Origin of the sequence: Planctopirus limnophila DSM 3776 (genome assembly GCF_000092105.1) — a bacterium.
In the GTDB taxonomy this organism is placed as follows: domain Bacteria; phylum Planctomycetota; class Planctomycetia; order Planctomycetales; family Planctomycetaceae; genus Planctopirus; species Planctopirus limnophila.
Map to the genome: position 1 here is coordinate 1,396,864 of NC_014148.1, position 23,715 is coordinate 1,420,578.

Below are 23,715 nucleotides of genomic sequence, written 5' to 3' on the forward strand. Positions count from 1 at the left end.
GAGATCGACCGCCGGGCGTTTTTCGTTTCTACCCAGTTTTTCGCGGGTTTCCAACGCTTTTCGCGTTCCGCCGGTCCAATCCGCCGCGCTCTCTGTTTGCAGAGAGATTTCCGTCTCTCGAACGCAACCTTCAAGGTTGCACCCGCCGGTGCGAAAAATCGGTCCCGAACTCTCTGACTCTCTCTTTTCGGGGGCCTCCAGAGTTAACGCAGAGTTCTCGTTCGGAGTCCGGATGAGAATGCATTCGAACACTCGACATCGTTCGGAATGACAGCAAATGCGTCTCGCGATACAATTTAGAAAGCTATTGCATTTGTTAACGCATCAGCCCCTCATGCGTTCGCAAGGCTCAGGTCTGTGACGATCTGTTTTGGCCTGAACGACAACCTGCAAGGAGGTCCCCTGTCAGCAACGTGCTGTTGGCCCGCAATTCGGCCATCACGAGCGAGAAGGGGGTGTTTTCAATAACCAGAATTTAGGACGGACGCTTGATGGGAAAAAGTCGAACGGCAACCATACGCAGGGTTCCAGAGGGGGTGAGTCGGCGCAGTGTCAGGCCTTTCTCTGCACCCATTCTAGCCGGAATAAAGCCGGACACGATTTCGCTTATCCTGCTCAAAGACCAACCTGTAAGCTACGTGCGACACTTGCTTGAGTCGGTGCCGCAGTCAGCAGCAGGTCTTGTCGGCGAACTTTTCCCTCAGGCTCTTAAGTCTTTGAGGCTAAAGCACACAAGCCCATGTACCGAACTGGCAAGTGAACTGAGGTGGCTTACCGCAATCTTTCTTCGTCATAAGGAAAGGCTTGAACAATGGGTCTCTCTCCGCACGGACTTTGAGCGATCAATGGTGTCGGGAGACTACCCGAAAGCACGTGTCCAGCTGTCAGAAGCCGAACTTCGTTTTGGAAAATCGATTTGGGCGATTGAAAGCGAGCTTCTTCTAGCGGAATGCTCCGAGGGCATAGAAGGAAATCGGATAGCACTACACCGAATCACGTCCGAGGCACCAAATTGGATCGCAGTACTTGCAACCTTTCTAAGTGAGCGCGTTGAGACAGCGCTAGCGCCGGTGGAATACGAAGCCGTCGTCCAGTCGCACCTGGACTTCAATGACGACTTTCACCCCATTGCGAGAAGCGCATTTTTTCGTGTTAGTCCTGCAAAACGGAACTCTATAGCAAATCTCGAAGATGTTTTAAATGTCGAGGAAAGTCACTCGCTGTGCGATAGGCTGATAGTAAGCACACGGGTCCTGGAAAACCTGATTTTTCGAGAATCGAGTGATCTAGAACCCGGACTGTCAGACGCTATCCAGTCGTTAGCTGACTCAATAATTTGCCCGAGATTCCTCTTCCTGAAAAAGGCACTGAGAACGCGGACGCAACTCGATGCGACATCCTTGGAACAAAAAATCTTTCAAGCTGTTCACTACTACACTCTTGGTGATTACGAAAATGCACGCTCGTTTGCGGAACAAGCGATAGTTGATTCTCCAGAAACCTTGGAGCCGTACGAGATATTTGTAAAGTCGAGCCTTCGTTTAGGCCGTCCTCCTGTGTGCCCTTTCAGTCAAGATTCAATCGCGGCCAAGATCTGTAGCAATCTGTCAATTGTTTTCTCGCGCGAGGACAAGATTAATTCTGCATTGGAAACTTTGTTGCGACTCGGCTACCAGTTGGATGGATTCGCAATTGGCCCGCAATTAAGAGCGTTCTACGCATTGCATTCATACGAGTCGAACCCACACGTACTGAGTCGCGAATGCGCAATTTATTCTTCGGCCTTCACCCCTCGAGTCGTTGTGTCTCTCTACAAGGACTCGCCTAATGCGTACAGTGAACTAGAATCACTTGAGCAACTGCATCCCTCGAATGCAGCCGTATCATTATTCAAGGCAAATCAGATAGCGATTCGATCAAGCACGACCCAGCTTCAAATCGATCTCAATATTCCGAAAAAGCGACTGCTTCGAAACGAAGCTAATGTTTGCGAACAGTTGCGTTTGTATGATGCCGCGACGCACAAATATGATGAAGTCTTACGCGAACGCGACTCTACACTAGGGGAGAAATCAGAAGCTGCCTCAGGCCTATATCGCTGTTTGACAGCAAAGAATGAGTTCTCTAAAGCTGCGAGGCTTATCGTAGAGACAAGCCTCGAAAGACCGCAGATCATTGGAAAGTCGACGCTCATCGAATTACTGACACAATATCCAGAAGGTGGTGATGACGAAGTCAGTTCTGATATAGCATGGCCGATTCTCCATTTTCTCTCGCAACAGTTAGAATACGAAGAGAGATCACCTTCAAGACTCCACGACGTATTCGAAGACTTCCTAATTGCATGTTCCTGCAAAAAGCCATCAGAGTTGCTAAAGATCTCGAGCCAGTTTAACAATCGAGAGTTCTCGTTCTTCCTTCGAAACGTGTGCGCTTTCGAAGTCCTCGCAGAATCGTTTTGGTTCGAATCCCAAGACGAAATTGCTCTCGAGCGAATTTCCCTTTGTGAATGGCTTATTGAGAACGACCCGGAGAACCGGCGAATCGACCAGGCGGAGATTGCTGAGATCAGCAGGATTCTCGCTATTCGTGAATTAACACATCATGCTGAGCGGTCAAGAATCTTCGTGGATACGGATGCAATCATCGAGTCTCTTCCAAAGACAATTCTTGACCGAGCGACTCGGTGCATGACGCTCGGCATGCTCAAAGACGTCAGTCTCCGTCAAACTATAGAGATTACAAAAGCTCTAATGGAGGAAATTGACAATAGCAGGATCTTCATCATTGACGAAGGGTTTCGGCTTTTCAAACAAGTATTTGAGGACCTGAAGACACAATTTTTATCCAGCAATAAGTACGGTCTAGACGCTAATCTGAGCCAGCGAATCCGCCATGGAACGCTAGCTGGGGCTCTCCGCGCGCCGTTCGAATCGCAACAACTTGTCACGCTTAAAGACAGCTCAGGAAGTTATATGCAAAACGATTTCTGGATAAGGCGAGTTTGTCGCAGTGAGCATGATTCGACTGGCCTAAGCGAAGCCTTGGCAGAGTTTTCGGCGACCGTTGATGGCATTATCTATCGAGTCAGGAATGAATGGGTTCAAATCCGACAGAGCTCGGGATCAAGTAGCGCACTTTTCAATTTCGAGTTCACAGAAGACCAGCTCGTTTGCTTGTACGAAGCCACGCTTAGCGCGGAATCGCCAGCCGACATGGTTCGGAAAGTATTTGAAGCGTTATGGCAACGCACTGACGAAGCCCTAAAGGAGGTTAGAGCAACTATAGAAAATGCTCTTTCATCTGAACTCTTTGAGGCAATGAAGCGTTGCGAGCAGCGAATCGATTCAGTGATTGGGCATGATCAATCAATGCCTATTCGTGCTGCTTTCACAACTTGTGGAACGCATTTGACCATGGCGCTGAAAGCAATTTCGGAATGGTTTAGACTCGATGAGCAGAAGCATGTGCCTGACTGTCAGTTGCGCTCTCTATTAGAGGCTAGCACGGAAGCGGCGAAGCAATTTTGTGGGCCTTCGCGATTGGAGATAAACGTCATTTTGGATAACGACGTTACTGTACCCGGCAACCAATTCCGTGCTTTATGGGACATGCTTTTCATACTTCTTGATAATGCGGCGAAACACTCAGAATCGACGCAGACGAATGTGACAATCGAGGTTGTTGCCAATGGGCCGGTTATTAAGATGGTCTGCAAGAACGAATTGCCGAGCAACATCGACGTAGAGCTTCTGAAGGAGAAAGCGGCGAGACTAAATCAGATGACCGCAGACGAGCATTCGCTCGCGACTTCACGCGTCGAAGGCGGGAGCGGATACGGCAAGCTACACAAGATTTTGTGCTATGAGATGGGACTAGACAATTATCGAGTCTTTGTTAGTGCTGATTCAAATGAATTTCAGGCAGTCATTGAGCTCGAGGTACCATGGAGACGGCAATGAAAATCCTAATCGCTGATGACGACCCAAATAAGATGCGGCAGCTCAAGTCGTTTGTTATGCAGGAGTTTGTCGATGCAGAAATACTAGAACGAAACTCCTTTAATAGCGCGCTTCGTTGCGCAATGCTGGACGAGCCTACAGTTATCCTCCTTGACATGACAATGCCGACTTTCGATGTCGGTGGCAAAGAGACAGGTGGCTACGAGAGGCGATATGCGGGTTTTGAAGTTTTGCGTAGGCTCAAGCGAAGGAGAAAAGCAAGACGCGTAATAATCGTCACTCAGTTCGAACGATTCGGAGAAGGCGCGGACCAAATGACGTTAGAGCAGCTAAAGGAGCAGTTGGCGACACAATATCCGGAAAGCTACATCGTGACCGTTTACTACCAAGCCTCCGATGCGCAATGGCGTGACGATCTCAGGGTGGCACTCGATATGGCAATTGAAAGGGCTATAGAATGACAGATATTCCGCTCCGAGTGCTGGTTGTTGATGACAATGAGGCAAAGCGCAACCGAATTCGTGGCGCTCTCGCAGACGCCGTAGGAGAACCGCAACTTGATTTGAAGTCAGCTTCTTCAGTTGCCGCCGCAGGTGCAATGCTTGAGTCGCATGATTTCGATTTACTGATTCTTGACCTCAACCTGCCTATGAGAGATGGTGAATCTCCGGTCAAAGATGGTGGTATGCGTTTGTTGCGAACTATTGTTCGAGGCGGGCCAAGGCTCAGGCGGCCCAAGCATATCGTTGGGCTCACAGAATTCGCAGATCTCTTCAAAGAGTCTGAATCTGAGATGGAGTCAGAGTCTTGGCAACTCTTGCATTATGCCTTTGACTCATCTGCATGGCAGGATGTTTTAGGCAGGAAAGCTGTCTATATCACCGGGACCTTGGCGGGTATGCGTTCCGACGATGAGTACCAGACTGATTTAGCGATAATCACTGCACTGAAGGAGATCGAACTAGACGCTGTCCTTAGTCTTCCGTGTGAATGGAAGAGTTTGCGGAGAAGCCAAGATGACACGTATTACTATGAGGGACGTATTGAAACCGAAGGCGGACCGCTTAAGGTTGTGTGCTGTGCTGCAATTGAGATGGGAATGGCAGCAACTGCTTGCCTAGCGACAAAGGTTATCTACAATTTTTCGCCGCGTTATCTAGCGATGGCAGGAATAACAGCCGGAATGGCGGGCAACTTTGGGGACGTGATCTTTGCCGATCAGTCGTGGGACTACGGGGCAGGCAAGGTCATAAATTCGTCCAACGCTGAAAGTGTGTTTAAGCCTGGACCAAACTACATTGCTGTGGATGCTGAACTGAAGGAAAAAGCGCAACATTTTAAGCAGACTCGAAGTGCAATTTTGCATGAGATAGAATCCAGATGGCAGGGCAATACACCGTCATCGAGACTAAATCTCAGTATTGGTCCCGTTGCCTCTGGGGCAGCGGTTGTCGAGAGTCAAGAAATGATTGATGCCATACGCACTCACAACAGGAAACTAATCGGAGTAGAGATGGAAGTTTACGGAAGCTTCCTAGCCTGCCGGACTGCCAGGGCTCCTCGCCCGAAGTGTTTCGCGGCAAAGTCCATTTGTGACTTTGGCGCTCCACCCAAAACTGACGAATACCAAAAATATGCGGCATTTACCAGCGCTCAGTTTGTCCTAGAATTTGCGAAGCACTATCTTCGCTAGTCTCTGCCAGGATTACTTTTTCCACGATCGGCCGGTTGCACCAAGCGGCAGGCCAAGCTAACGCCGGAAACGATTCAGGCAAATTTCAAAAAACATAGGCAGCGCGTGACCAAACGTGTCAAAACGCGGGCTTAGATTGGTTCCCATCATTTTCGTTTCAATCCAAACTCAATGGGAGCCCAACAATGCAGTTCAAAGAAAAGACAACAACCCACCAGGTCGCTGTTCTCGAACAGGTCTGGAAACGCCTCAAAAACGCTGAGGTGCAGACAATAAATCAAATCATGGATGCCACCGGACTACAGTTCGACGCTGTTTGCGAAGTCCTGTACGACTACGCGGAGCTGCCAGACTTCATCCAGTTGCTTCAAGACAAAGGATGCCTCGATGATGTGCCGTTCGACGCGTCAGAAATGGAAATGGGGAACCAGGTTCTCCTACTCACCAAGAAAGGTTTTGCTTGGGGCGATTTTGACGAAGAACCGATCAATCAAGTTTTTGAACTGCTTGAGTCTGGCAACCGAGCGTCCGAAGACGACATTCCCGACCGTTGACTGCCAGGTATATCTGTTTAACGGTGGCGTCGTCTAACACCACCGTTGCACAAATACGCGATCGATGGATGATGCCCTACACGCCTTCGCCGCGAATGAGTCGATCGCGGATGTCTTCACAAAACGTGAAGGTTATGACAGCGGCATGTTCTTCGCGGGCTGGACTTCTATGCATCACGAACAATTGATCGTCCATCCGTACCCTGGTGCCATACTTTTCTGACTCGCGTTCCGAGGCATCTTTCAAGGCTCGCAAGAGTGCGAAGTAGTTACATCCCAAGACCCTGCACATCTCAACGTAAGGTGTAAAGAACTCGTGAGTTTCGAAGTAGTCACAACAGGACTCGATGAGATCTTGCGTGCAGATGCGATTAGAGGCTTCAAGCTGCCTACATTTCATCAAAAGTTTCAGTGATTGTGGTCGGCAGCAATACCCACGTTGCCTAATGTGCTCTGCTGCCTCCTCAATCGTCAGCAGCTGTTCACCGCGAACGATAGGCTTGCGCTCAAGCTCTACAAATTCTCCAAAGGTCAATCCAATTCTCATTGGCACGGCTCCTATGATAAGCATTTGAATTGTGGCGAGGCAAAGTTGCCCGCCTACATGCTTATTACTTTCGAGCAGGGCAATTCGTAAAAAATTCCGCGAGAGATAGCAGATTGAGTCCACGGCGAATGCGTTCTCTTTCGCACCCTAATCCGTCATTTCGAACCCGCACCGGGTATTCCTACAGATAGACGCGGCTGTTGTGGCTGCGAATGTCTGTCTTCGAGCCGCTAATCATGGCGGCGTTGAGCATGGAGGTGCGAGTTGCTTTCGACTGTTCCCCCTTCTTCCTTGTCTGCGCCGGCTCGGCGATCGGAAATCGCTGCGATTCTGGCGGCCGGCATCGTTCGGATGAAGTCGCGTATTGTTAAGCCCGGATGAAAATGGTGGCGCGGTTCGGTCGAAAACAGCGGCGCTGGGGATGAGAGGAAGCTTGGCTGGTGCGTTTGACTTCTTAGGCTTGGGTGCTCCAACGCGTTGTCGACCGTGGGATGATGAACTTGTTTCGAACTGGATCTTGAAGTGGCTCATGACTTCTCGCTTTCTTCTTTGTCAGGATTCTGGGTTGCAAATGACTTCAGCCCGAGCGGGCTAAGCGTAATGGACAAGGTGCTGTCGGCTGGATCGTGATCGATGCGTGCTACCAACTGGGACATCAGTCGGCTGCGATCGCCCATCGTGAGATGTTCCCACAATCCTTCGAGATTCTTGATGGCCTTGCGAATGGTCTGTCGATCAGGTGCACCGGCGTGGATCTTTGCGAGTTGGTCTTTCAAATCGTTGCGACGGCGCAGGTCGCGAGTCTGTTGCTCGGTGAGCGATGCAAGTGAATCGAGACGTTTGACTTCGCGTGCATCATCGCCTGTGGGAATCGAAATGGCGTCAATTGCTCGCTCGAGGTTGACCAAGCTTTCGTTCAGTAGAGACAACTCTTTCCGAAGCGTATCCCCTTTGTCGTTAATGGTTCGGCTGACGCGAAGGCTGGTTTCGTTGAGAAGGTGTTCGTCGATTGTCAGCGTTTGGAGTTGTGCCACCACAAAACGTTCGACCTCCTCCGCCGGCAACGATGGCCTGGGGCAAGTCTTGTGGCCGCGTTTCTTCGCTTTGTTGCAAACGTAGTAGCGATATCGTTTGCTGCCACGGCCGCTTCCGCCGCTGGTCGAATGCGTCATCATGGAATCGCAGGCTGAGCAACGCAGCAAACCAGCCAGCACGCCGGGGGATTTGCCGTGGATGCGATCGCCAATGCTGACGCGGTTGGCATTGAGCTTCTTCTTTACCGCTGCAAAGACCTCCGGATCAACGATGGCTCGGTGCTCGCCTTCGTACATCTCGTCGCGATAGCTGACTTTGCCGATGTAGATCGGATTGGTTAGTAAGCTGTGCAGTGTCGTTTTGTAGAACAGACCGCCGCCGAGTTGCTTGCCAGTTTTGGTGACCCAGCTCTTTGCTCGCCAACCTCGGGCTTGGATGGCTTCGAGAGTTCCAATGAGTCCCTCGCATTCAAGGTAGAGATCGAAGATCTGACGAACTCGCTCTGCTTCCAGTTCGTTGACGATCAGCTTCTTGGTCGCTCGATCGACGTCGTAAACGTAAGCGATGCGCTTGGGATAACTCAGCAATCGAAAAGCTTATCGCCAATTTTTCAAGCAATTAACATGCGATTGCCCTGCACAGAGCCCACAGCCGTCATTCTGGATGGACGGACGTTACAATCCACTCCTGAGAGCGGCGGCAGAGTTGTCTATGATGGTCACAAAAGGAGAAAAGGATCAAAAACTCATGCTGCGGTTGATACTTGAGAGCATTTAATCGCGGTCACGGTCAATTGAGCGAATGAACAGGAGCGTCAGCAGGTGGCAAAACTGACAGCAGTGATCCAGGAAGTGACTCATGAGCAGGTCACTGTGGCCTATGTTGATCAGGGCGACACCGGAGATCAGCCACGAAACGACGCCTCTGAGAATGGGATTCAGCTGGAAGTGGTCAAGCATACCGAGGCGAAGAAAGGCTTTGTACTGCTGCCTCGTCGATGGGTTGTCGAACGGACATTTGCCTGGCTGGGACGCTCACGCCGATTGACCCGTGATGATGAACGACTGACAAAAGTTGTGGCAGGCTGGCACTGGGTCGCCATGATGTCACTATTGATCAAATATATCCCGGAAATCATCCAGAACAGTCCGTAACAGGCTCTAGGCTATGAATACAGGGAATCGGATCTGCTTGAGTCTGCGGATCCAGTTCCCTGTATTTTTTAGGTCTTTGCCAGTGTGCGAAGTTAAGCTTTGCACCAAGATGTTGCGATCGCGATCAGGCTGCAGGGCAGCATGATCGCCATAAGCTTGACGAGGGAGTCACCTTAACCGATTTCGGCAGCGACTTGCATGGCCAGCTTGAGATTGCGTTCGGCATAGACTTGAGTCACGTCCGCTGTTGCATGACCTAACGCGACCTGAGCGGCTTCCAGCCCATACCGGCGACGGACCTCTGTGCCGTGTGTATGCCGAATCTGGTAGGGAAACCAGTGTTGGACGGCATGACCAGCCTTCTGGGCCTTGCGAATTCCATAGGTGATGCAGCGGCGATACGCATCGACGTCGTAGCAGGGTTGCAGTTGCCTCACCTTGGGAGCCGCTTGACGCTTGGCTTTGCGCTGGATCCGAGCCTTCAGTTCACAGGGAAAGATTTTTGTTTTGCGATCAGGATTGCGGTGGACAGCACGCTGCTCGTTCCGCCACGCCTCGGCTTCTGCGGGAGTGAAGCAGAAGTCTTTAGGATCGCGATTCAGGAAGGGAGCCAGAACGGCCTGCGCCTGAGGCCCTAACGGGACATGCTTCTCAAAGCCGAGATGTTCGGTTTTGTGATGTTCGGGGGTGTAAAGCCAAATGGCCCCCGATCGATCGATGTCACAGGGACGCATATGGAGCACTTCGGAAGGTCGCATGCCGGTCAGCAGTTGGAGCTGGCAGATGGCGGCCACAGGAGGTGGGAGGAAGGGGAGTGTCAGATGGATTTGTGAGATATCGACAGGACGCACTGGTCGCGACTCGTGGGCCTCAGATCGTCCACGTCTCAGGCCTGACACGGCACTAAGACCATGCAGAATGGTCGGAGAGACGAGTTCTTCCGAGACGGCCCACTTGAAGACGCGTTTGATGCGACCCATCCGGCGATTGATTTCCGTGCGGCTGAGTTTGTGGACATCAATCATGTGCTGCCGAACAGCTTTGAACGACTTGGGGCCAAAATCCTGAGTGAGAGTGCTTCCATAAAGTGCATGAAGTGGTCGAAGAGCATGGTTCATGCTTTGTGGTTCACGGGACCTCGGACCGTAGTAAGTCGTGGCAAATTCGAGATAGGCCAGAATCATCTCACTGATGGTGAGATCCTGAGTGGGAGTTGATTGACCTGAGTTGGCCTGGGCCACTTGCAACTGATGCTGTTGTGACGCCAGTTCGGCGAGGAGGCGGGAGTACCGCTGAAGTGTCTCAGGGTCACCGTAAGGCCCCAGATAAAGATCCTTACCTTGGATCCGGACACGGGCACAACCTGAAGGTTTGTGGAGCGAGAGTTTTGGAATTCTGGGCGTCTTGGGCATAGTGCGATCCTCGAACATTTTCGAAAAGTGGTAGTACTACCACTTTTTCGAACAGTTTCGAGCCGCACTGCCCAACGCAGGCAGGTATGCTAACTACAGCATTCGGCTGGACTTATGAAAAATGTCCCCGAGTGGGTTCGAACCACTAACCTTCGGCTTCGGAGGCCGACGCTCTATCCAGTTGAGCTACGGAGACAACAGGCCTGACCATATGCTGATCAGGTCTTTGAAGTATCCCAAGAAATGGGAAAGAGTCAAACCAATGCCCTCTTGATGAACCTTCCAAACTTACGAAACCCGCTCGATCAGAGCCTGATAAGCACCATCGGCTGGGCTCCCGGGCATAAACTTCTGCTCTTCAACCAGTCGGAATTGTGGCCCACCCGCCTCGCTCGTCGCCGCCAGAAACTGCTGGACAATCTCTTCATTCTCCAAAGGCTCAATACTGCACGTCGAATACAAAATTCGGCCGCCAATGCGGACTTTACCGGCAGCCGTGCGCAGGATTGTCGCTTGCATCTCGCGCAGTTCATCGAGATGAGCGGGTGAATACTTCCATCGCGCCTCAGGACGCTTTCCCAGCACGCCGGTATTCGAACAAGGGACATCCGCCAGAACTTTATCGAACTCCATCGAAGGCAGGTTCTCGCCGCGTGGCCCAATGGTGATCGTCCGAATGATCGACAGCCCCAGCCGCTCGGCATTCTCATACACCTGACGAATGCGGCCACCATGAGTATCCGCAGCGATGATCTCGCCCTGGTTCTGCATCAGTTCCGCCATGTGACAGGTTTTCGAACCCGGAGCCGCACACAGGTCGAGCACAACTTCACCCGGCTGTGGATTCAATCGCCTGGCCGCATGTTGAGCCGAGAGATCCTGCACCGAGAATTCCCCTTCCGGAAAACCAGGTAACGTGCTGATCCGCACAGTCGAAAGGAGTCGAATCGTTTCCGGCAAATCACCAGCTTCCGCTACGAAATCGGCTGCAAAGAGCTTCTGCCGGAACGTCTCGCGATCGGTCTTCAGCAGGTTCACCCGCAGGGCTGTCTCGGTGACTTGATTGAACCAGAAGGCCATGCGAATCGTCGCTTCGACCCCATATTGTCCAACCCATCGCTCAACAAGATCGTGAGGAAAACTGAAGGCAGCGGCAATATAAGACCCAGGTGTCAATGTCGGCGAAGGGAAGAGATCGGTCGTCAGTTCTCGATACTGATGATGACCGATCGGCAACGCTTTCGATGAAGGTGCTGTGAGAATGTTCTCCGTCATGAGCTGAATCGCACTGCGGAGAACACCGTTCACAAAGCCACCCCAGCGCAGGTTCGCACGCTTGGCCAGCTCAACCGTCTCGTGAACAGCCGCATGTTGCGGAATACCCTGGCACAGAAAGATCTGATACAGACCAATCTTGATGATCGTCTGCAGCGGTCTTTCGAGCGTTTCCATCTGTCGATGAACCAGTGACATCAGCAGCGCCTGCAATGTCGACTGGCGGCGTACGATCCCGCAAATCAGTTCATAAGCCAGCCGGCGATCACTGGGAGAGAGTGTCGTTCGATCCACAGCCTGATCGAAGACTTCGCCGATATGCTTGTTGCCGGCATGGTGAGCTTCGAGCACATTAAAGGCCAGTTCGCGGGCAGTGCGCGGGGCCAGCAATTGCATGGGAGGCAGCACTGAAATATCTGGGGCATGCAACCGCCGCCCGGCATCCGGGGCATGCTGACTCTGTGGTGGACGACCAGCCGGCGCAGGGCGTTCGCGACGCGGGGCAGTTCCCGCGTGATAACGCGTCGGCTGCTCGCCATTCGGGGCGGCTGGCCTTCTCGGTGGCTTTGAGCCAGCGGGCCGGGCTTCACTCCAACTGGTGACACCACGCGGCGTGCGTGTCTCGCCAGCACCAGCACCTGCACCCGCACCAGCATTCGGAAACGTGCGCGGCTGGGAGTTCTGGTTTGGCGGACGTTGAAAGCGAGGCCTCTGCTCATGCGGTGGCCGTGTTGTCTCCGAGGGATTCGCTCCAGCACTCGCAGAAACATCGGTTTTTGGTGCTGAGCCCTCAGTTCCGGGAGCGACCCACAAAAAGGGGTTCGGCCCGACGCGCCCAATTCGGGGTCCGCCTGGAGGCTGCTGACTGCGATCAGAGGCATACGGCCTGCGCTCTTGTCGATTACCAGATCGGTTCTCTTCCTGACGGCTGAAACCGGGCCGACTGAAACCAGGGCGACTGAAACGTGGTCGGCCATCACCTCCCTGTGTGGGCCGGCCAGATCTTCCCGGCGGAAACGACCGCGTTTCACTTTCACTGTAAGGCTGATTCGAACGAGGGGCTTGTCCTGCTCCTCCGGCACCTGCCGGATCAACAGGCCGCGGTGGATTGGGCGAACTCTTTTGACGCGAGATCGATTTTTTACGGCCCGGACGACGAATCTCCCCACGACGCTGCCGGAATGTATTCACCGGAGTTTCTGGCGTCCCTGAGTTCTCTGGTGGTGGCGAGGAAGCTTCCGCGCGGGGAGGAAGTTCCGGTGAGTTTTCATCGTTCATAGTGAGCTACTTTCTTCGCAGAGGCGGGCGAGATCCGCAAAGAAGTCGGGATACGTCTTTGAGGTGCAACCAGGATTGTCGATCACTATCCCGGAGTGAACGAGCCCCAACAGGGCAAAACTCATGGCCATGCGATGATCATCGTAAGTATCGACCAGTGCCGGTTTTGACTCAGAGCAGCGAGGTGTCCCCGGATGAATGGTCATGCCATCTTCAAATTCGACAGCGTGAATCCCCAGCTTGCTGAGTTCAGTGACCACGGCCTGAATGCGATCCGTTTCTTTATGACGGACGTGAGCAATATTGCGAATCGTCGTGGGGCTTTGAGCGAACGTGGCGACCACAGCCAATGTCTGAGCCGTGTCGCTGATGGCATTCATATCGATCTCAATCCCTTTGAGAGGATGGCCTTTGACGGTGATCTGCCGCTCGCCCCAGTGAACTTCGCAACCCATCTGCTCGAGGGCTTTGACGAACATCACGTCGCCCTGTAACGCGTTGGCGTTGAGACCATCCACTGTCACCTCGCCACCTGTGATCGCCGCCACGGCAAAGAAATAGCTGGCGGCTGAAGCATCCGGTTCAATGTCGTACCGAATCCCCTGGTACGTCGCTGGCTTGACGATGTATGTGCCGGGCTGCGGGCATTCCACAGTCACCCCAAAAGCCGCCATCACACCGGAGGTCATTTCCACGTACGGCTCAGAAACCATTGTTCCGATTGTTTCAATCTGCAGTGTTTGCTGATTGTAGGGGCTGGCCAACAGGAGCGCACTCAAAAACTGGCTCGACTTCTCGGCTCGAATCGCGACCTTCGAAGCGGATAACCCGGTCGATTCAATCACCACCGGCGGGCAGCCCGAATTAAGTTCGCACCGCGCCTGGCAGCCCATGGCCCCCAGGGCAGAAATCAGATCATCAATCGGTCGCTCACGCATGCGGCCGTTACCATCCAGCCGGTAATTCCCCGGTTGACCATCTCCTGGCCCCAGTGCACACATCGCTGCCAGAAAACGAATGCTCGTTCCACTGTTTTCGAGCCACAGGTCGGCCCGCGCATTGGGAATTTGCCCACCGCAACCCTGCACCACCACACGATGTTCGTCTGTGTACTCTTCGATTGAGATCCCCAGTCGACGGAGGCTGTCAATCATCACTTCTGTATCACGGCTGTGCAGCACACCGGTCAGCTCACTCGTTCCTGCAGCGAGTGCCGCCGTCACCAAAGCTCGGTTGGTTAAGCTTTTTGATCCCGGGGGACGCATCACGCCAGAAATCGCTCGTCCAACAGGTTGCATGGCGTAAGTAGAATTGGCAGACACTCCCGAACATCCTCAATGTTGCTTCGACGTGAAAACTCAGATGCAAAGGCAATTCTGGCGGAAAAGCGAAACCATGATCTTAATCAAGAGCCGCAGTCTTTACCATCACACGCGGCAATTCCCGCCCATCGAAGAGCGGAAGTGGCGAGCGGAACCGTTTGAACAGCAGCACAAAATTCGATGCCATAATTGGCTGCCACGGTTTGTGAAGTCATTCACGTGTTGAGAACCAGATGCCTCGCTCATGACCAATCGTGTGCTTTCCACGAAAACGTACCGGCATTTGAGGTTATCGTGTGCAGTTTTATCCGGTTCATCACGTAATACCTTTCAAAGCCATCTCTAGCCTGTCACAGGCACTTCACTGGGGAAATCTCGTTCAGCTCACGTGATGGGGCCAGTTCAAATGGAAGCAAATCCTGAGGTTGATGAACCATGGCAGAACTTAGTGGCAAGCGGATTGTGATTGCAGGAGGAAGCGGCTTTATCGGTCTGTCGCTGGCAGAGCACTTCGTAGAGGCTGGAGGTCAGGTCACAATACTTTCCCGTTCCCAGCTGAAGAAAAGTGGTCGCTGGGAAACGGTCACGTGGGACGGTCGGACTCCAGGAAACTGGATGGAGTCACTGGACGGTGCAGATGCCGTTGTGAATCTGGCGGGCCGAACCGTGAACTGTATCAAGACTCCGGATCATCAGGATGAAATTCTTCGATCCAGAGTCGAATCGACGCGGGTACTCGGTGAAGCCATGCGTCTCGTCAACTCTCCGCCTCCTGTCTGGGTGCAGATGAGTACGGCACACATCTATGGCGATCCGCCCACTGCCGTTTGTAGCGAGGAGAGTATCGAAGGCATCGGCTTTGCACCCATGATCGGTCGCGCCTGGGAGTCTGAATTCGCGCGAAGTCAATTATCTGGTCAGCGGGGTGTGATCCTGCGAACAAGCTTTGTGATCGGTCGTGATCGCGGTGCCGGTCGTGGTGCACTGGGAACTCTAGGCTTGATCACAAAGCTGGGCCTGGGAGGCCGGGTCGGCAAAGGGACACAAGGCCTGTCATGGATCCACGAGCATGATCTAAACAGGCTTTTCACCAGAGCCATCACAGAGCAATCCATGTCAGGTATCTATATCGCATCGGCTCCGAATCCAGTTTCTCAAGCCGAATTCATGCGAATACTGCGAAAAACGATGGGAATGCCTATTGGTTTACCGGCATTCGAGTGGATGGTTCGGATCGGTGCTCCACTCTTCTTTCGCACGGATCCAGAACTCGTACTCTATGGCCGATATGTTGTCTCCCAAAGATTAGCAAACGAAGGCTTCACGTTTACGTTTCCATTACTTGAAGCCGCCTTGGAAGATCTCTGTCGAAAATAGATATCCTTTTGATTCAATAGTATCGTCTATATCGATTCAGTACCTACAGTCGACCACTCCGGAAGATCCCATAGATCAGCCAGAGAGCCAGCACGCTCGATGTAAAGTAAATGGGTACGCTGAACCACAACGAGTCCATCCCCTGCCGGATAATCAGGGCCGAAGCGACGATTAAAGCCGAAACGACAAACCCGACCACCAGTCGATTACTCGCCCGCTCAAGTTCAAGAATCAGCTGCCCCAAACCCTGATGTTCCAGATGCACACGCAGGTCGTCCTGACTCAACTTGGCGACAGCCTTATTGATATGTGCCGGCAGCTCATGTGCGACATTCCAGAGCTTTGTCGCCTCTGCACGAAACTCCGCCCGCAATCGCTGCGGCGAGAAACGGGCCCTCACCACGTTTTCAATATAAGGTTGCAGCACAGGGGCCAGATTAAAATCGGGATCGAGCCGTCGGCCAATCCCTTCTAAAGTGACAATGGCACGAATCAGCAGCATCAGACTCCCCGGGCAACGGATCTGATGTGTCGTCAGGAGCGACATGAAGTCGCCGAGCAACGTGCCGACATTCAGCTTATCGAGCGGCACACCGTAGTAATTCCCGAGAAAATCCCGCATATCGACATGCAGTAAAGCTTCATCCACTGCGGTCGAGCTTTCTCCAAATTTCAACACCGCACGCACCGCCAGCGGAACATCCTGCCGACTGATGGCCACAAACAAATCGACCAGTTGCTCACGAATATCGGCATCCAGAATGCCAATCATCCCGAAGTCGAGCAGGACGATAGTGCCGCAAGGCTTGACTCGCACGTTCCCGGGATGCGGGTCTCCATGGAACACGCCCAACTCAAACGCCTGTTTCATATAGAGCTTGGCGCCGCTGGCTGCCACCGCACACGGATCACAGCCCGCACTCAACAGCGCATCGCGATCATCGACTTTGATCCCGTCGATGTACTCCATTGTCAGGACAGCTTCTGTCGTCAGATCCATCCAGACTTTCGGCACATAGAGCGAAGGATCATCGGCAAAGAGCCGACGGAACTCATCCATCGTCCGGCCTTCGCGTGCGAAGTTCACCTCGCGGCGAATGGAGCGCGCAAAATGCTTCACGAGTCCCGTCGGATCAAACACGCGCGTTTCCGGGACATGGGCTTCGGCCAGCACCGCCATCTGTTCAAGCAGCGAAAGGTCGCGCTCGATATCTCGCACGACGTTCGGCCGGCGAATCTTGACCACCAGTTGTGAGCCGTCAAACGCCACAGCCCGGTGCACCTGGGCCAGCGAACCGGCAGCCAGAGGCTCCATATCAAATTCGCGGTAAAGTTCGTGAACTGGCTTCCCTAACTCGCTTTCGACTTCGCGGATCGCTGCCTCGCTGCCAAAAGGAGGGACATGCTCCTGCAACTTCTTAAGTTCGGTGATCATCGCGGGCGGCACAATATCTGGCCGCGTACTCATCACCTGGCCGAACTTGATAAACGTCGGCCCCAGGCTTTCGAGCGAGAGACGCACTCGTTCAACAGTCGTGCATTTCTGCAGCGGTTTGTGCCTCCGCCAGAAGAAAACGCGGCGAATGCTCTGGTACCACACTTCGCGCAGCCCGATGCGATCGACGAGGTCGCCAAACCCATGATTCAGCAACACGGTCGCAATTTCTCGCGTGCGACTCAAATTCCGCAACAATCGAAACGGACTGCTTTCCAACGCCCACACCTCCTCAGCCGCATAAAGACCTCCCGGCAGTTTATCTGGCCAGCCAACCCACAGCCAGACCATCACCAATTTGCCACACCAAACTTCACCAGCGTTGGGCGCCACTGCTGACTCGCCCACCAGCACCGTAGGGTCCGCTATGCGGACCATATTCCGTCCACCACCACCCACAGCGTCTTCAACAGCAAGGTGCCTGCCCCCGTGCCATGCTTGCGGCTCTGAGCAAGCATGTCTCTTCTACTTTGAACGATCAACTCCATCCACAAATCCGGCATGCTCATCCGTGCTGTGAACATGACGTGCAGCCAGAAACGAGGCGAAAAGACATAAAACAGAGAACTTCTTGAGTTATGTCCCGTTAAAAGTCATGATTCTTTGGGCAGGCTGAGAGGAAATCAAAACTTATGAACAAGGGTCGCCCGTGAGTCCAGGTTTTCAGCGATTAATGTGTTGTGGTTTTGCCTTGATGGTGCTGGGTTGTGAACAGCTTTCTTTACCCAGCTTGAATGCCAAACCAGGTTCTGTACCTGTCGTTAATGAGACCGGGCAGGAACAGGCAAGTTCCCGTCCCGAGATTATCATCACTCCCGAAGCGTTCAATGAGATCCGGCAGATCATGAAACGCATTCATGTCGCCGACGACGAATATTTGCGGATCGTCCTGAAATCAGGAGGCTGCACGGGCTATCTCTATGAACTTGGATTTGCAGAAGAGATCGAAGAAGGCCATCAGGTGATCCAATATCAAGGTCTGAACATCATCACTCCCAGGCATCTCGCAAAGGTCATCGATGGTACGACGATTTCATTTCTGGAGCTTGAAGATCGCAAAGGATTCCAAATGACCAATCCCAAGTTCGAGGGCGAAAACTCGGATTACTGGATTCAATGGCTCAAAGAGCATGATCAGAAATAGGAATTGTGAAAAAGTCGCCTCCCTTTATTGAACCTTTCACCGTAGGGTCCGCTGTGCGGACCATATTGCCCATAGCACTGCTAATGGAAACATCTTCATAAGCAAGGTGCCTGCCAATGCCCCAATCCGCACGACAGGGTGGCACTGCTGGCTTGCCCAGCAGTGGTTTTAAGGGAACGTGGTTAAGGTGGTCCATTCGAGATCACCCTATTGCTATAAAGGATTGATTGCAGTCTTGGTAAAAGCAATTGAGGATGTCATTCAAATGGTGATGTTAACTTGGCTGAATGTGTGATCGTGGCAAAGTTATACGAGCACTGCTGGACAAGCCGGCAGTGCCACTCGGACGCTTTGTGGTATCGTGTGCTTGTTGCCGGTAATAAGATGCTGGTCTTTTGTTGTAAATAGGCAAAGTAATCTAATTACCTGAACCCATTTCTAAAAGATGTATAGCAATAACAACACCGTAGGGTCCGCTGTGCGGACCATCTCGCGATAACCACCACCCACGACATCTTCAAAAGTAGGGTGCATGCCAATGCACCAATTCGCTCCGTGACACCTATAGTTCTCTACGAGCAATCCTCGCCACTTAGCGTATTTTACACAACAGCTTCTTGTGACAGTCGTCACCGTCACTTATTCTAGAGAAAAAAGCCTTGGGACAAAAAAGTCAACAACCGAACTCTTACGAGAGCATTTCAGCAACGTGGAAGAGTTACTCCCAGGAGGCATGGGAAGAACTCATGGCGAAGTTCCCTCCGGGTACACCCATGACTGGTCAGGTGATTGATACGGCTGTCTTCGGTGTATTTGTCCGTTTGGATGAAATCCCAGACGTCAAAGCACTCCTGGAAATCATTCACTTCGGACCATTGTTTACCAAGCCACCTGGCCAAAACAACTTTCCAGAAGACTATCCTCAAGTCGGTGACCAGCTGAAAGTCAGAGTTCTGGGCTGGTGCCTGAAGCCTGTGGACGTCCGATTGACCAACCTCGACCATCTGGAATGGTATTGAACTAGGCTATCAATGGCACCGTAGGGTCCGCTGTGCGGACCATCTTCCGCCCACCACCACCCACGACATCTTCAAAAGCAGAGTGCCTGCCAATGCAACAATTATTGGCACGATCACACAGATGCGGCCAACGATGACCACTTCTTCCGTGAGAGAACCGGCTTTGATCCGAGATTGTCCCTGAATCTGGGTGATCTCGTAATGCAAACCAAAACCCGACGATGCCAGATCGAACGTCATATCCGTGTGGAGATCGTCGGCTTGGGATGTGCCTGAGCCCATGATGGTCGCCATGGGAAGGGTGGTGCCCAAAAACCTCCTGTGGCAAAGCCACCCCGGTAGAAATCAGCATTTCAACCGGGGACACCCTGCGAACGATAGGCCCGAAATGTCTCCACGCCAAGACGAAAACCTGATTACGCCCGCCCCTCCCCGCCATCAAATCACCGACAGCACATGCCCCTCGCGCGTGCCTCCTACCGCTACGCGCTATCAACGAACTATCATACAACCGGCAGTGCCATTCGGGGCAGGACTCTTTGGTGGCAGGGTGGCTGCCGTTGAAATCCGATTTCTTTCGCAGTGTTGAAGCCGCAAGAGGTCTTATTCCCCGTCAACAACTGTTCTGATTCCGCCTGATTTTATGGTGTAGATGAGAGTGGCTTGCTGGTTGTTACGGTCATCTCCTCTGCGTGCGGCACACGGGTCGATCGAAGACGAGCAAGGTGTGTCAGCCTGTGTTAGCCCTCCATAAAAACGTCGAGTTTCTGGCCAGCGTAGATCCGGGTGGGGTTTTCAACGACTTCATAAACTACAAAGAGGACGCGGGTATCTACCCGTTCTGTTGTGCCGCCGGTCAGCGAACTTTTGGGAACGATCCGCGGATCGATGCGGACGAATTGAAGTTTGACGGCCGTTCTGTCCCTTCCGCGAACAAATGCTTCGGCTTTCGAATTGGCTTTGACCCTGATGGCATCTTCTTCATCGATTTGCACGCGAACTCGAAGTGGTCCGTGCTGCCCAAGCTGGATCAGCGGTTTGTCGCGATTCCCTGCTTCGGCAAATTCTCCGGGCCGGACGTCTGCGTGAAGCACGAGACCATCAACAGGGGCACGAATCACCAAACGATCGAGATCGATCTGTATCATCGCCAGACTGGCGGCTGCAGCCTCCACTTCGCGCTGGGCGATTTCGAGATCGTGTTTCCATGTCCCCGCTTCGAGTTTTGCCAGATCGGCTTTTGCTTGAGACAGTTCTGCGGCGGACTGTTCGTACAGATAGCGACGAGCATTCTGCTCTTCTTCGCTCAAGGCCCGTTTGTCAATCAAGAGTTTAGCGCGATTCCATGCGTCTTCACTTCGTTTGAATAATGCCGTCATGGCTTCGACCTTGGCGCGGCTTGATGGAAAATCTTCTGGCCGCGTGCCTGCTTCTAATTTGCCCAGTTTCGCCTGGGCGGTGGCCAGTGTCGCCTTGCGAAAATTGAGTTCGCCAGTGAGTGCGCGATCGTCGAGTGTGAACAAAGGATCTCCGGCTCGAACTGACTGGCCAGTGACCACGTGTACGCGGGTGACAATTCCAGAGAGCGGGGTGGCGATCGCGATGGGTTCTCCTGCCATCTGAACCTCTCCGAGACCCGAGATCGTGCTTTCGCTAATCGTCGATGAAGTGGGAGGATTGGGTGCTGGGGTGAGTTGCTCTTTGGGCGTGAGATGAGTCAACGTTGCAATTCCAAATCCCATGGCCAGGGCCGCCAAGAGGGGCGTACCAAATCTGATCAACATACTTTTACCCTTCATTAATGAATGGCAATCTCTATCAAATCGATTCAATGTGCAGTGTCGTTCGTGCTGTCGGTAGAGCTGGGAGTCACAATACTTTCGACCTTGGCGACCAAACCATCTTCCATATGTACCACGCGATCAGCGAAGCTATAAACTCGTGGATCATGAGTGACAACAATAGCGGCTCGATCATCGGCGACCGCCAGCTCCTTGAGGAGATTCATTACGACTTTTCCCGATTGTCCATCAAGTGCTGCGGTCGGTTCGTCGCAGAGCAGCAGTCGGGGCTCATGGATCAGAGCTCTGGCGATGGCAACTCGCTGCTGCTGGCCGCCGGAGAGTTGACTGGGAAGTTTATCGATGTGGGCATTCATCCCCAGTTTGCCCAGTAAGATGCGCCCTTTTTCCAGTGCGACTGGCCAGCCTGTCCCACTGGCGACGAGCGGGACTGCGACATTTTCCGAGGCGGTTAAGCCTGCGAGCAAGTTGTATTGCTGAAAGATGAATCCGATGTTTTTCAGTCGATATGGGACGAGCATTGAAGCCGACATGGTCAACACTTCATTGCCGAAGACTTCCATTGTCCCCGAGGCTCCACGCAACAAGCCTGCGATCAACGAGATCAAGGTTGTCTTGCCGCATCCGCTCGGCCCGACGAGCATGGTCAGTTTGCCAATCGGGGCCTCGAAATCAACCCCTTTCAAGACGTTCACCGTTCCTGCAGCGGACTTAAAGGACATTTTCACGTTCTTGCAGTTCACACTCATGATCAACCTCGGAAGACAATCGCGGGATCAACTGTCAACACCTTTCGAACACTGACGATGCAGGCCAATAAGGTGACTAATACAATAAAAACTCCTGAACCCATGAAGATGAACGGATGCATGAACATCCCCCGTAAGCCGCCCGAGAGTTGAGTGCTGGAGATGGCAAAGAACAAACTGGCAACACCGATGCCGAGGCAGTATCCGATCAACGATACAAAGAGTGCCTGGATCATGATCATCTTGAGGATGATCCAGTTGGCGATACCAATCGCTTTCAAGGTCGCAAACTGCTTCAGGTTTTCGACGCTGAACATGTAGAAGGTCTGTCCTACAATTGCGACACCGATGACGACCCCCATTAAAATTGTGATTCCAAAATTTTCAGCAATACCTGAATACTTTAGGATCCAGAGTCGAGTTTCGTCCATAAATGCATTGCGAGTTCGCGCCTTAAGACCCGTTAAGCTGGTGATTTTCCGAGCGACTTCTTCGGGTGAGTTTCCTTGACGAGCCCTCGCCAGCACATAGGTCACGGGATTCAGAGTTTCTCTTGCCATGGCCACACCCAGGCTTCTTCGCGTGTAGATGCGAGGTAAACCGTTCCAGGAGGTGCCGATGTAGCAAATCCCGACAATGACTGCGCGGCGCTGCCCGATTTCAACGGTGGCACCCGTCTGGGGTGGTGTCTCCGGGAAGATATTTATGTAGCCGGCAATATCCATGATGATTGCGTCGGGACGCTGCAGATCCTTGAGATCGCCGATCAGCATCTGCTGGGGAGCACCTACCATTGATAGATCGTCGATGCCTATCAATTGCACAGACTTCATCCTGCCGTCCTCGGTCCGCAGCTGTGCAATGGATTGATAGTAGGGCACTGCCCATTCCACACCATCGATGGAACGGACGCGATTCACGGCTAACTCCGCCATGGGGTAGCCTTGCTCAAGCGTTTCGACACTGGGCTTCATGACCCAGATATCGGCCTGGTTTGCTTCGAGGATTTCTCGTGTCGATGCATACATCAGCGAGTGGAAAATTGCGGATTGCTGGCTGATGAGAAGCGTAGCGAATGAGATCCCTAACACGAGTGCCAGATACTTGGCCTTGTCGTGCAACAATATTTTGAATGCCACAAATATCATGATTCCCTCTTTCGCCTTTCGATGATCTGATCGAGGAATGGCCTTGCTTCAATTTATTGTCGGGTACGCCTGTTCGTAGCGAGTGACCGCATCGAGGGTCACGTGAGCGATCATTTCCACAAAGGATTCGCTTTCTCGAACATTTTCGACAACCCTGGGTGCGAAGTCTTCAAGAAGCCGTCGGTGCGTCATAAAGGTCGAAGTGAGAAGATGCATCGAAATCGTGCCGAACCGAACAGAGTCAGAGTCCTTGGACTTGCCAGAAGCGCGGCTGATCACTTCGCAGAGCCAATCAAACTCGGGCAAGTAATGCCGCTTGAGAACCTTCCTAAACGAGGCTGACGGATCGATGGCTTCGCGTTCAATCAGCTTCAGGGGCCACGCGACCTTTTGAGCTGAGTAATCTTTGATCATCCATTGGATGGCCAACCGAAGACCCTCAGCGGGAGCAGCTGCGAGGGCTTGCTCCGCCAGGGGCTGGGCCTCCTCGGATATCTTGACTGCCGTAATGAGCACTTCGTCGTACAGCTTTTCCATGCTTCCAAAGTGGTAAGGAATCGCCCCCAGAGAAACGCCAGCCTTTGAGGCAACTTGCCTGGCAGTAACGCCGGAGAAGCCCGAAATTGCGAACAATTCGCCTGCGGCCTGAATCACTGTGGCTTTCGTTTTTTGTGAATCTCTGGCAGCACCCATTTCGGCTTTCTCCCATTCCAGCCTCTGCGTGTGGTACGGATGTATTGTACGAATGT

At 52.7% G+C, this 23,715-nt stretch carries 18 protein-coding genes, 1 tRNA gene and 1 pseudogene; 8 read left to right on the forward strand and 12 right to left on the reverse strand.

Annotated features, from left to right (window positions below; translation table 11 throughout):
• The first annotated feature begins 536 nt into the window (after positions 1 to 536).
• The 4 genes from PLIM_RS05685 to PLIM_RS05700 all read left to right on the forward strand — a co-directional run bounded on the left by PLIM_RS05685 (position 537) and on the right by PLIM_RS05700 (position 6,209).
• Positions 537 to 3,962 carry a hypothetical protein gene (locus PLIM_RS05685; RefSeq protein ID WP_148226995.1) on the forward strand — a complete coding sequence of 1,142 codons (3,426 nt, stop codon included), beginning with the start codon at positions 537 to 539 and terminating at the stop codon, positions 3,960 to 3,962.
• On the forward strand, positions 3,959 to 4,423 hold the full coding sequence (locus PLIM_RS05690) for a PleD family two-component system response regulator (RefSeq protein WP_013109368.1): 465 nt from the start codon (positions 3,959 to 3,961) through the stop codon (positions 4,421 to 4,423). The genes PLIM_RS05685 and PLIM_RS05690 overlap by 4 nt, the downstream gene beginning before the upstream one ends.
• Positions 4,420 to 5,655: a response regulator gene (locus PLIM_RS05695; protein ID WP_013109369.1), complete on the forward strand. Its 1,236-nt coding sequence runs from the start codon at positions 4,420 to 4,422 to the stop codon at positions 5,653 to 5,655. The genes PLIM_RS05690 and PLIM_RS05695 overlap by 4 nt, the downstream gene beginning before the upstream one ends.
• Before the next feature lie 185 nt (positions 5,656 to 5,840).
• Positions 5,841 to 6,209: a hypothetical protein gene (locus PLIM_RS05700; protein WP_013109370.1), complete on the forward strand. Its 369-nt coding sequence runs from the start codon at positions 5,841 to 5,843 to the stop codon at positions 6,207 to 6,209.
• 76 nt (positions 6,210 to 6,285) lie between these two features.
• Here PLIM_RS05700 and PLIM_RS05705 read toward each other — a convergent pair whose 3' ends face one another.
• Complete coding sequence (locus tag PLIM_RS05705; RefSeq protein ID WP_013109371.1) at positions 6,286 to 6,756, reverse strand: hypothetical protein; 471 nt, start codon at positions 6,754 to 6,756, stop codon at positions 6,286 to 6,288.
• Between the two features lie 527 nt (positions 6,757 to 7,283).
• Positions 7,284 to 8,378, reverse strand: a complete 1,095-nt coding sequence (locus PLIM_RS05710) for a recombinase family protein (protein ID WP_041401244.1) — start codon at positions 8,376 to 8,378, stop codon at positions 7,284 to 7,286.
• Between the two features lie 54 nt (positions 8,379 to 8,432).
• Here PLIM_RS05710 and PLIM_RS24705 point away from each other — a divergent pair.
• Positions 8,433 to 8,945, forward strand: a pseudogene (locus tag PLIM_RS24705) (transposase); the annotation flags it as partial.
• Positions 8,946 to 9,118: 173 nt separating this feature from the next.
• Here PLIM_RS24705 and PLIM_RS05720 read toward each other — a convergent pair.
• The 4 genes from PLIM_RS05720 to aroA form a co-directional block, all read right to left on the reverse strand.
• Complete coding sequence (locus tag PLIM_RS05720; RefSeq protein WP_013109372.1) at positions 9,119 to 10,357, reverse strand: tyrosine-type recombinase/integrase; 1,239 nt, start codon at positions 10,355 to 10,357, stop codon at positions 9,119 to 9,121.
• A gap of 122 nt (positions 10,358 to 10,479) precedes the next feature.
• Positions 10,480 to 10,553: transfer RNA gene (locus tag PLIM_RS05725), tRNA-Arg, on the reverse strand.
• Between the two features lie 92 nt (positions 10,554 to 10,645).
• Entirely contained in the window at positions 10,646 to 12,910 is a 2,265-nt protein-coding gene (locus tag PLIM_RS22520; RefSeq protein ID WP_052301505.1) for a transcription antitermination factor NusB, read from the reverse strand.
• Complete coding sequence (gene aroA, locus PLIM_RS05735) at positions 12,907 to 14,232, reverse strand: 3-phosphoshikimate 1-carboxyvinyltransferase (RefSeq protein WP_013109374.1); 1,326 nt, start codon at positions 14,230 to 14,232, stop codon at positions 12,907 to 12,909. The genes PLIM_RS22520 and aroA overlap by 4 nt, the downstream gene beginning before the upstream one ends.
• A gap of 435 nt (positions 14,233 to 14,667) precedes the next feature.
• On the opposite strand from aroA, the gene PLIM_RS05745 reads away from it, so the two are divergent.
• Positions 14,668 to 15,609 carry a TIGR01777 family oxidoreductase gene (locus PLIM_RS05745; RefSeq protein ID WP_013109375.1) on the forward strand — a complete coding sequence of 314 codons (942 nt, stop codon included), beginning with the start codon at positions 14,668 to 14,670 and terminating at the stop codon, positions 15,607 to 15,609.
• 43 nt (positions 15,610 to 15,652) lie between these two features.
• Here PLIM_RS05745 and PLIM_RS05750 read toward each other — a convergent pair whose 3' ends face one another.
• On the reverse strand, positions 15,653 to 17,482 hold the full coding sequence (locus tag PLIM_RS05750; protein ID WP_230849409.1) for an ABC1 kinase family protein: 1,830 nt from the start codon (positions 17,480 to 17,482) through the stop codon (positions 15,653 to 15,655).
• A 271-nt stretch (positions 17,483 to 17,753) separates the two neighbouring features.
• Here PLIM_RS05750 and PLIM_RS05755 point away from each other — a divergent pair, with 271 nt between their 5' ends.
• Together PLIM_RS05755 and PLIM_RS05760 are read left to right on the forward strand one after the other, a co-directional pair.
• Positions 17,754 to 18,248: a HesB/IscA family protein gene (locus PLIM_RS05755; protein ID WP_013109377.1), complete on the forward strand. Its 495-nt coding sequence runs from the start codon at positions 17,754 to 17,756 to the stop codon at positions 18,246 to 18,248.
• Positions 18,249 to 18,994: 746 nt separating this feature from the next.
• A complete protein-coding gene (locus PLIM_RS05760) occupies positions 18,995 to 19,267 on the forward strand; it encodes a S1 RNA-binding domain protein (RefSeq protein ID WP_013109379.1) in 273 nt (90 codons plus the stop codon).
• A 9-nt stretch (positions 19,268 to 19,276) separates the two neighbouring features.
• Here PLIM_RS05760 and PLIM_RS05765 read toward each other — a convergent pair whose 3' ends face one another.
• The 5 genes from PLIM_RS05765 to PLIM_RS05785 form a co-directional block, all read right to left on the reverse strand.
• Entirely contained in the window at positions 19,277 to 19,579 is a 303-nt protein-coding gene (locus PLIM_RS05765; RefSeq protein ID WP_013109380.1) for a hypothetical protein, read from the reverse strand.
• A 428-nt stretch (positions 19,580 to 20,007) separates the two neighbouring features.
• Positions 20,008 to 21,051: an HlyD family secretion protein gene (locus tag PLIM_RS05770; protein ID WP_013109381.1), complete on the reverse strand. Its 1,044-nt coding sequence runs from the start codon at positions 21,049 to 21,051 to the stop codon at positions 20,008 to 20,010.
• Positions 21,052 to 21,095: 44 nt separating this feature from the next.
• A complete protein-coding gene (locus PLIM_RS05775) occupies positions 21,096 to 21,791 on the reverse strand; it encodes an ABC transporter ATP-binding protein (RefSeq protein ID WP_230849410.1) in 696 nt (231 codons plus the stop codon).
• Between the two features lie 29 nt (positions 21,792 to 21,820).
• A complete protein-coding gene (locus PLIM_RS05780; RefSeq protein WP_196349535.1) occupies positions 21,821 to 22,957 on the reverse strand; it encodes an ABC transporter permease in 1,137 nt (378 codons plus the stop codon).
• A gap of 57 nt (positions 22,958 to 23,014) precedes the next feature.
• Positions 23,015 to 23,659 carry a TetR/AcrR family transcriptional regulator gene (locus PLIM_RS05785; RefSeq protein WP_013109384.1) on the reverse strand — a complete coding sequence of 215 codons (645 nt, stop codon included), beginning with the start codon at positions 23,657 to 23,659 and terminating at the stop codon, positions 23,015 to 23,017.
• Between the last annotated feature and the right edge of the window lie 56 nt (positions 23,660 to 23,715).

Excerpts from the sequence above, each read along its gene's own strand:
- PLIM_RS05690 (WP_013109368.1), top strand. The coding sequence starts at position 3,959 with ATGAAAATCCTAATCGCTGATGACGACCCAAATAAGATGCGGCAGCTC.
- PLIM_RS05695 (WP_013109369.1), top strand. The coding sequence starts at position 4,420 with ATGACAGATATTCCGCTCCGAGTGCTGGTTGTTGATGACAATGAGGCA.
- PLIM_RS05700 (WP_013109370.1), top strand. The coding sequence starts at position 5,841 with ATGCAGTTCAAAGAAAAGACAACAACCCACCAGGTCGCTGTTCTCGAA.
- PLIM_RS05705 (WP_013109371.1), bottom strand. The coding sequence starts at position 6,756 with ATGAGAATTGGATTGACCTTTGGAGAATTTGTAGAGCTTGAGCGCAAG.
- PLIM_RS05720 (WP_013109372.1), bottom strand. The coding sequence starts at position 10,357 with ATGCCCAAGACGCCCAGAATTCCAAAACTCTCGCTCCACAAACCTTCA.
- PLIM_RS22520 (WP_052301505.1), bottom strand. The coding sequence starts at position 12,910 with ATGAACGATGAAAACTCACCGGAACTTCCTCCCCGCGCGGAAGCTTCC.
- PLIM_RS05745 (WP_013109375.1), top strand. The coding sequence starts at position 14,668 with ATGGCAGAACTTAGTGGCAAGCGGATTGTGATTGCAGGAGGAAGCGGC.
- PLIM_RS05750 (WP_230849409.1), bottom strand. The coding sequence starts at position 17,482 with ATGGTCCGCATAGCGGACCCTACGGTGCTGGTGGGCGAGTCAGCAGTG.
- PLIM_RS05760 (WP_013109379.1), top strand. The coding sequence starts at position 18,995 with ATGGCGAAGTTCCCTCCGGGTACACCCATGACTGGTCAGGTGATTGAT.
- PLIM_RS05770 (WP_013109381.1), bottom strand. The coding sequence starts at position 21,051 with ATGTTGATCAGATTTGGTACGCCCCTCTTGGCGGCCCTGGCCATGGGA.
- PLIM_RS05775 (WP_230849410.1), bottom strand. The coding sequence starts at position 21,791 with ATGTCCTTTAAGTCCGCTGCAGGAACGGTGAACGTCTTGAAAGGGGTT.
- PLIM_RS05785 (WP_013109384.1), bottom strand. The coding sequence starts at position 23,659 with ATGGGTGCTGCCAGAGATTCACAAAAAACGAAAGCCACAGTGATTCAG.